General features: G+C 38.8%; 8 protein-coding genes and 1 pseudogene. 4 read left to right on the top strand and 5 right to left on the bottom strand.

Translation table 11 applies throughout. The features are described from left to right. The first annotated feature begins 189 nt into the window (after positions 1–189). The 3 genes from FE392_RS07445 to FE392_RS07435 all read left to right on the top strand — a co-directional run bounded on the left by FE392_RS07445 (position 190) and on the right by FE392_RS07435 (position 2,819). A complete protein-coding gene (locus FE392_RS07445) occupies positions 190–879 on the top strand; it encodes a replication initiation protein (protein ID WP_319929599.1) in 690 nt (229 codons plus the stop codon). Between the two features lie 528 nt (positions 880–1,407). Continuing rightward, a complete protein-coding gene (locus FE392_RS07440; protein ID WP_319929598.1) occupies positions 1,408–1,887 on the top strand; it encodes an Hcp family type VI secretion system effector in 480 nt (159 codons plus the stop codon). Then, on the top strand, positions 1,887–2,819 hold the full coding sequence (locus FE392_RS07435) for a DUF4225 domain-containing protein (RefSeq protein ID WP_319929597.1): 933 nt from the start codon (positions 1,887–1,889) through the stop codon (positions 2,817–2,819). The genes FE392_RS07440 and FE392_RS07435 overlap by 1 nt, the downstream gene beginning before the upstream one ends. On the opposite strand, the gene FE392_RS07430 is transcribed toward FE392_RS07435, so the two are convergent. From FE392_RS07430 to FE392_RS07415, 4 genes are all read right to left on the bottom strand, one after another. Continuing rightward, the gene (locus FE392_RS07430) at positions 2,800–3,402 is read right to left on the bottom strand and encodes a hypothetical protein (RefSeq protein ID WP_319929596.1); all 603 of its coding nucleotides are present in this window, start codon (positions 3,400–3,402) and stop codon (positions 2,800–2,802) included. The two genes, FE392_RS07435 and FE392_RS07430, sit on opposite strands and share 20 nt — an antisense overlap. A 53-nt stretch (positions 3,403–3,455) precedes the next feature. Next, a complete protein-coding gene (locus FE392_RS07425) occupies positions 3,456–3,824 on the bottom strand; it encodes a type VI secretion system tube protein Hcp (protein WP_319929595.1) in 369 nt (122 codons plus the stop codon). Between the two features lie 90 nt (positions 3,825–3,914). Then, positions 3,915–4,640, bottom strand: a complete 726-nt coding sequence (locus FE392_RS07420) for a hypothetical protein (RefSeq protein ID WP_319929594.1) — start codon at positions 4,638–4,640, stop codon at positions 3,915–3,917. 11 nt (positions 4,641–4,651) lie between these two features. Beyond that, positions 4,652–5,683: a MobA/MobL family protein gene (locus FE392_RS07415; protein WP_319929593.1), complete on the bottom strand. Its 1,032-nt coding sequence runs from the start codon at positions 5,681–5,683 to the stop codon at positions 4,652–4,654. 213 nt (positions 5,684–5,896) lie between these two features. Between FE392_RS07415 and traD the strand changes: the two genes are divergently transcribed. Then, on the top strand, positions 5,897–6,340 hold the full coding sequence (gene traD / locus FE392_RS07410) for a conjugal transfer protein TraD (protein WP_319929592.1): 444 nt from the start codon (positions 5,897–5,899) through the stop codon (positions 6,338–6,340). A gap of 355 nt (positions 6,341–6,695) precedes the next feature. On the opposite strand, the pseudogene FE392_RS07405 reads toward traD, so the two are convergent. Next, positions 6,696–6,941: pseudogene (locus FE392_RS07405) on the bottom strand (helix-turn-helix domain-containing protein); the annotation flags it as partial. Between the last annotated feature and the right edge of the window lie 995 nt (positions 6,942–7,936).

Genomic DNA, 7,936 nt, shown 5'->3' with positions numbered 1-7,936 from the left:
ATCAATAAAAAGGCGGTAATATTCACATCAATACATCAACACAAAAAAAAACAATTGATGAATATGAATCATCAACTATAATTAATCCAATTGATGTTTTAAGGGATAAAATGTAGCAATGATTTGAGCTGCATATTGACACTTGAGGTAGATTTATTCTGACCGAACAACGTGAGGGAACTATCAAATATGAGTAAACTTATAGCCTACAAATCCAATGCATTGATAGAAGCTAGTTACAAGCTTACCTTACAAGAACAAAGGGTTTTGCTTTTGTGTATTGGTAAACTCAATCCGAAAGATGAGAATCCCAAAAAAACTTTTCAACTTACGGCTGATGAATTTTACCTAGCATTCCCTGACATGAACCGTAAACATGCAGAACGCCGTTTACAAGAGGCGATAGAGCGGTTGTGGGATAGAACGGTTATTATTCATTGGAAAGACAACAAAGAAGATATTCGTTGGATTCAACGCAAAGCAAAATACTTCGATGGAGAAGGAAAGATAGAAATTAGCTTCTCTGACTACATAATGCCTTATTTAACGCAACTTAAAGGACAATTTACCAGTATTGCTGTTAAGAATGTTTCTGCACTGAAGCGTACTTATAGCATTCGGATTTATGAGTTGTTAATGCAGTTCAAAAAAACAGGTGATAGGCTAGTTGATATCAATGACTTTCGTACCATTCTAAATTTAGAAGATAAATACAAAGAGTTTAGAACTCTAAATGACTCAATCATAAAACCATGCATAAAAGAATTAAACGAAAAAAGTGATCTAGTCGTCACCGTAGATACAGTAAAGAAAGGACGCACTGTCGTATCTCTACATTTTCAATTCAAAGAAGACAAGCAAATTAAAATGGCTATATAAATAGAGTTTATTTCACTTAGTTTTATTCATTAATATAACATATGTTAAATAATAAAAAAATTATATATATCTATAAATTTATAGCACCTTCAATACTCATTTATAACAGTCTAAAAAAACAAAAAAACATCCACATTTAGTGAATAAAACCATTCTGTAAGCTCAAAAATATTAACGTAACGTGAAAAAATGTTAATTTTCCAAGTGATTATCTAGCAAGAAGTGTGGGCATCGAGAATGGTACATAGTAGTGTATGACACCGTACTCTAAACATTAGACGTGTAAATAGTATTTTTTGCTCTGTATTCTGTTAAAAACCAGCCAAATAAACTGTGATTTTTATACCCCATTTATAGGTGTTTTTAACGCACCTAACTGGTATTTTTAGTAACTATCCTTACCCGTTTAACATAATTGGTCATAATTATCTTATCTTATAAGTAAGATGATTTTTCCATTGTTAATATTTTATTTTGTTTGTTTTTGTAATAAGATGATTTTTTTAATAAAACTAACAGGATATGTTTATGGCAAATGTTATTTATCTTAAGTTACAAGGCAAGACACAGGGCTTGATTTCTGGAGGGTGTTCTACTGTAGATTCTATAGGTAATAAGTATCAAAAAGGGCATGAGGATGAAATATTAATTAATGAATTTTCTTCTAACTTATCAATGCATCAAAATGTGAACTTTCAACCTATAGATATACGTAAACCTATCGACAAATCATCTCCTTTATTATCACAGGCATTAACATCAAATGAAATATTAACATGTGAATTTTTCTTTTATCGAACGTCGATGAATGGTGGTCTTGAATTATATTATAAAATTAAGTTAACCGAAGCATCGTTGGTGAATTTGAATTTCTTTTGCCCAAACTCCATAACACATAATGATGCGCAACCCGAGGAATCTCTATCCATTAAATTTAAATCCATTACGTGGGAGCATGTAACTGCCGGAACTAGCACTTATAGCATATGGGATGAGAGGGTATACTAATGTCATCAACAATTTTAGAGACAAAATTTAATTTTTTTTCCAATGAATTAATCAAGCTTTCTAAATATTCATCTGCTTATTTATTGGATTATATTGAGTCTAAAAATGGTTACAGGTATGAAATTAGCCAGGTTGTTAGGATGATAAAAAATGACTTTCAAATTGCCTTATATAATTATAAACAAGGGAGAGGGGTAGAATATTTAGCACAGGCCTCACGATATGCAGATGAAATGCAATTTGAATATGATTCAGAAAGATATGGTTATGAACAATTACGAAAAAAAGATAAAAAATCTTACTTAAAAACTCAAGAGTATTCAGGAAAAGGTTATGTGTTTTATGGTAAAAATACGTTAACCATTGTCGGTGGTGTTGTGCAGTATGGGTTTGGTCGTATAGCGTTTAGAATGGGTGGAGCAGTAAAAAGTAAAGAGCTTAGAGGATTCGGAGCTCTAGGGATGGTTACAGGTGGTAACAGCGTGATAGTCGGAGCTACCAATATCGCTTATGAATTTACAGACGGTAAGGTTGAACCCATAAATCCTGCTCATTTTTTAACAGAAGAAGGTTTTTTAGCTTTAGGGGCTAAGGAGGGTACTGGGGCTCTAGCATATGATCTTTTAGATTTTGGGGTTTCTATGTATTTTGGTTTTGCCGTTCTTACTAAATATGATAAAGCTAAAAGAATTATAAATTTACCTATGGAATCAAAACATGGTTTAAAAAAAGTTCCATTTTTAGATAAACTTTTTACTGAGAAAGGTGTTAGATTATTTAGGTGGGCAGCGTCTGATCTTAAAAGAAAATTTTCACTTACTAGCAACCCTATGCTTGCTTACAAAATTGGTAATGCATCAATTAAGGGTTTTTTACTGCTAGATAATTATCATCTTATTGATGATTATCTTTTTAATGATGATGAGAATTAAAATAGCCGAAAAAGTAAATAGTTTTCGCTTTCAAGTATAGGTAGTAACTTATTTTTTTATCTAATGATGTTATAAAGGAAGTAAAAGAAGAAACCAAAAAATACATGAAAGCGAAAATATAAAACATCAGTAATGGGCTGTTATTAGATATATGTATTGTTAAAAAATAAAGGGATATTAATATAGCGTTTGATGCAAGAATTGTCTTTACATCCCAATGAAGTAAGTCATTAAGCCATTCATTGTATCTTTCCATTGATTTAACTTCTTTCTCACAGGCATCATTTAGAGATTGAATTTCATTCTCATATGAGTCGTTTAAATATTTAATTTCTTTCTCGTATGCATCATTTAGAGATTGAATTTCCTCTTCACCCCAATCTTTTGATGATTTAATTTCTTTCTCATGACTATCTCTTAACTTTTTAATCTCTTTCTCATATGCTTTTTTTAAAGATTTATTTTCCTTCTCGTATTCACTTCTTAAATACAAAATATCCCTTTCATATGCATCTTTTAAAGATTGAGTTTCTTTTTGTGATAGCCTGCTTAATAAATAAGCACTGTTATTTTTTATGTTCATAATTTTTCTTTTTTATGGGCAACAGTATTTTTGCAACTCATAATTATCATGAGTTATACATTTAGTTTTACTTGTATTTTCTCATAAGGTGATTTTTTATTCTCCTCTGAGAAAATAGTGTTTATCTTTTCTATTAAGGCATTATCTAACTTAAATTCATGGGTTATTTTGTCATCAACGCACTGAAATACAGTTAATTCTAAATACTCATTTTTATCGATGGCATTAAGTAACAAAGGTGATGCACCATCTACGTTTTTTTCAAAAATTATTTTTTCTATCTCATTCAGACCATCAATGCCTTTTGATAACTCAAGGGAGTGGAGCTGTATTTTATCTTTGTGAGCATCATTGCCTGAACAGTTTTTCGATAGCAATCCTTGTATTGCCCCTGAAATTTCCATGTAAGTAGTATACTGCATTGTATTTCCTCTTTGTTGTTAATGAACTCCAAGTAAGCCATTTTATTTGAAAATAGGCAATAAAAACATAAGTAACAATATAGTTAATAGCTATTTTTTCTTTGTTTTTTCGGAATTATCGGAGGACTGATTAAGTTTGCGTTCCAATACACTAATTTGTTTTTTTAGCTCTCCAACTTGGTTGTAAGTACTTATCATCGCATTGAAGTTCCGATCAACCGCTTGACCAAAAAAGAATTTGGCACTGAAAGCGGTCACAAGCACGATAGCCAACAAACCGCCCCCGACAAGCCACCAAAAGTAATTTTGAAGTTGCTCATAACGCTGTTTCAGCGCATGTTGGGCCATCTGAATATCTTCTGAAAACTGGTGACTATGGGTCGTCAGCGCCCTAACTTGCAATGCTATCGCTTCCATCTGCGCATCCGTCCGCTGCCGGACTGCCCCTGCAATATCGACATGTTGCAGAACTTCCATCACGTTTTGGTTAATCTGGTTCGGCACGGTTTGCGCCAGATCCGTAAACTGTTTTGCACTTTCATCCAATGAACGTAACGTCGAGTGTTTAATCGTGTCCAGCTCGCTTAACACTTGGCGCATGTGCGCTTTTTGCACTTCGATATGATCCAGCTCGGCCAGTTGCTTTTTAAGTGCATGGGTCGCCAGTTCCAGCGAAGCCTTCGCCTCCAAGATGGCATCAAAGGCCGTGTTTTTAGCATCGGCCATGTCGTCTATCATGTCAGTCACAATAGCCTGCTGCTCTTCCAGTACCGTGAGGTAACCGGAAATTCTTTCAAAATCCGTGGATACTTTCATGTGTTTCTCTGCTATCTGCTAAAACCACGCCCTGGCGAAGGCCGCCGTGTTTTTTTCTGTTTTGCCTGTTGTTGTTCCAGGCGTTGTTGTTCTTGGAGCCTGTCCAGCCTTGCTTGCTGTGCTTGACGCTGTTGCTCCTCGAGACGGTGTTGCGCCTCTTTTGCCTGACGGATTTTTTCCGCTTGATACTCTTCTCTGAAACGCTGTACACCGTGAAAAAGTTCATGTTTATCTCTGAAATGTTGCTTATCACGGGTTATTTCAGGTGAATAGGCTAGATTTTGCTGTCTCTCCGCAAACTGGACAGCCTTAAGGCTGCGCATGTGCTCCTGCCGGATATGACGGTACTCCGTGATCACCTGCCGTTGTTGTGGCTGCCGCCATTCACTGGGCAGCATTTTTTTCTCCGGTACAAGGTCTACGCCCTGTTTCGCATAGCTTCGCATATCAATACGTTCAGGACGCAACGCCCGTTCAAGATGCTGATTGCAGGCCTCTTCCCAGCGTTCACGCAGCGCAACCAGCTGCGCCTTTCTGGTCACGGGATCTAAGCCGGTATTCGCTTTCTGGCTGCCGCCTTTCTCCGGTGATTTTCGGTTAAAACGTTTGAAATACTGGGCAGGATCGCGGGCAATCCCGTCATTGATGCGCTCTGAAAACATCAGGTGGCAATGTGGCTGTTCGCCGCCATCGGCCGCAACCGGCACATGAATAGCCCACTGATAAGCATGTAGCTCCCCCAGTTCTTGTTTCACCCAATCACGGATCAGTGTTTCCCGCTGTTCAGGGGTCAACTCACGGGGCAAAGCAATCTCCATTTCTCGGTAAGCCGTGCCGTTCTGCCGCTCAAACGCATCTGCAGCCAGCCAGAATTGTTGCGGGTAGCCTGCCGCCCATGCAGGCATATTGCCGTAGTCGGTCGCTTCCAGCCGTTCACCTTTATCAAGACGGTTCTTGTACTTGCCTTCACGGGCAATGTAAGCGGCATGTTGTGCCCCTTTCCCTTTCCTGCCGACTTTCACACTTAACCGGGCTATTGCCATAATTTCATATCTCTCGGTGTTATCATTTGGGGCTGCGCCCCAAACGCGCGTTTCTCTTCTTCGAAGAGAAACATCTAAGCGCGCCTTACTAATAATCCTACCCGATAGTGAGCCGATTTGCATTATGCTAATTTTGCAACAGGCGAACAAAAGGGTAGGATTATTAGTAAGGAAAAAACGCTGAAATGCCGGCATCAGAGAATGAGGTTAATCATGAACAAAAGCAACGAATGGCTCAACGCACGTATTAGTTACATCAGAGGGCTGAAATCACCCACAGAGCACCAACAACTGCTCTTCAAACTGGCAACCACAGAGAACAGGGATCGCGACGAGGATCGCAAACTGGCTGTACTGGTTCGGGCAGAAAAAGCCGCTGAACGAGCCATGAAAGCCAAAGGGGCAGCAGCGAAAGTGATCAATGCAGAACGTTTAGCCGCCCGTAAGGCACGCAATCACGAAATGTTTAAAGTCGCAGGACTGGTTAGTGTAGCCGGCTTAATCGACAAGAAAACCGGACAACTACAGTTTGATGCCGGCGCGTTCGTCGGGGCATTGTCAAAACTGAGCAAGTGTACACCAGAAGAAATCAGGGTACTGAAAAGTATCGGTGATCAGTTGCTTGCTGAAAACAAAACAGATAACAAGCCTATTTAAAAACACTGAGGCATCGTGATAATGGATGCCCCTGATGATATTTTGTTGATAAATCTCATACCTTGAACGTTCTGATATCACCACTAGGCAATTTGACACGTAGACTAAGCTCCCCGCCTATCGCTTCAATATAGCGTCTCAGGTCAGACAGTTTTACATCTTTGGCCAGACGTTCTATCTGAACAACAGACAACAGAGGAATATTTAGCGCTTCCGATATCTCTCTGGCCGAGATGTTACATTCTTCCCTCAAAAGCTGTAATCCGGTTTTTAACAGTATTTCATCCGCCATGCTGCTTCCCGTGTTTTGACTATCAAAATTATTGACTAACTCACCACCAATCTCTCGCGAGGAGTGACGAGGCTTACGTTCTTTCAAGTAACCGTTGTGATCAAAATAGCGACTGGGCCAGATTTGGGACGGGTGCAGATTGAGGCGTAGGGCAATAATCCATTCCCCCCGAGGCCAGCCACGGTTAAGGGTATTGGATAGTGTTGAGGAACCTAGCCCAAATTCACGGGAGAGTTCAGCCATACTGGTGCCGATTTTACGTAATGCGGCGACAACTTCGGCGGGATGCCAGTCTTCGGTCGGTTTCATTCCTGCTTCACCTCATTCTTATGATTGGTGGCGGTTCAAGCAGGGTTTGCAATACCGGAGTTCTCAGCCGGCGAGGCCGAAGCCTCCCCTGCCTGAACCGCCATTGAATGAGCGAGTGCAGGCACACTGGTAGAAACATCCTACCAGTGGAGAACTTACGGGGTTGCAAATCCCCGACTATCGGATTTTGCCGATAGCCTTGGCAGATTAACGGTTTAATTAAAAATATTCAATAATAAAATCAATAAGATGTAAATAAAGGATAATAAAGATGATTTACCTGAATCAGGTACGAATATTGATAACTGACGATCTTTTCTCGTGAGGAAAACAATATCAGAAAAGAAAAATCTAATTAAACATCCTGTAAGCGATTTTAAGCAGTTTTGATTTTTCATCCGGGAAGGCTGCGGTTACGTAATAAAAAACGCTCACAAGCGTTTTTAAGGGGCTTTTATGCTCGTTAAGAGCATGGGAGGCTGCTTGGTAATGCAAAAAGGATCCTCGAAGATCCTCAGCCGATAAAAAAGGGGAGGTTGATCCTATCTTCGATCAACCCCTATCCCTGCTAAGCTGTGAGCGGAGCGAACTAATGATCCGATTCATAAAGCTATTTAATAGCTGGATGGTCGAAGACGAAAGAATCTTACAGCGATGACTATTAGAGTTGTGTATTGATATTTGAGGTAGCCTTTTTCTGACCGAACAAAGTGAGGGAACTATCAAGAATGCCCGTAGGGCAATTGAAGGGAGCAGCATCGCTGCGACATCCTTTTCTGCGATCGGTCTGACTAAATTTTGCGATTTATCCACAGGACACGTCTTTTTTAAACTTGTTTTTTTGTTTTTTATCTTGTTTTCGGCCTTTTTTTATATAAAAAAATCAATGTCATACAATGCGATACATCAATAAAAAGGCGGTAATACATCAATAAAAAGGCGGTAATACATCAATAAAAAGGCGGTAATACATCAATAAAAAGGCGGTAATATTC

This window comes from Xenorhabdus santafensis, assembly GCF_033949405.1.
GTDB classification, from domain to species: Bacteria; Pseudomonadota; Gammaproteobacteria; order Enterobacterales; family Enterobacteriaceae; genus Xenorhabdus; species Xenorhabdus santafensis.
Note: the sequence above shows the minus strand (reverse complement) of the source record. Positions and strands in the feature narration are given on the sequence as shown.

Excerpts from the sequence above, each read along its gene's own strand:
- FE392_RS07440 (WP_319929598.1), top strand. The coding sequence starts at position 1,408 with ATGGCAAATGTTATTTATCTTAAGTTACAAGGCAAGACACAGGGCTTG.
- FE392_RS07430 (WP_319929596.1), bottom strand. The coding sequence starts at position 3,402 with ATGAACATAAAAAATAACAGTGCTTATTTATTAAGCAGGCTATCACAA.
- FE392_RS07420 (WP_319929594.1), bottom strand. The coding sequence starts at position 4,640 with ATGAAAGTATCCACGGATTTTGAAAGAATTTCCGGTTACCTCACGGTA.
- traD (WP_319929592.1), top strand. The coding sequence starts at position 5,897 with ATGAACAAAAGCAACGAATGGCTCAACGCACGTATTAGTTACATCAGA.
- FE392_RS07445 (WP_319929599.1), top strand. The coding sequence starts at position 190 with ATGAGTAAACTTATAGCCTACAAATCCAATGCATTGATAGAAGCTAGT.
- FE392_RS07435 (WP_319929597.1), top strand. The coding sequence starts at position 1,887 with ATGTCATCAACAATTTTAGAGACAAAATTTAATTTTTTTTCCAATGAA.
- FE392_RS07415 (WP_319929593.1), bottom strand. The coding sequence starts at position 5,683 with ATGGCAATAGCCCGGTTAAGTGTGAAAGTCGGCAGGAAAGGGAAAGGG.
- FE392_RS07425 (WP_319929595.1), bottom strand. The coding sequence starts at position 3,824 with ATGCAGTATACTACTTACATGGAAATTTCAGGGGCAATACAAGGATTG.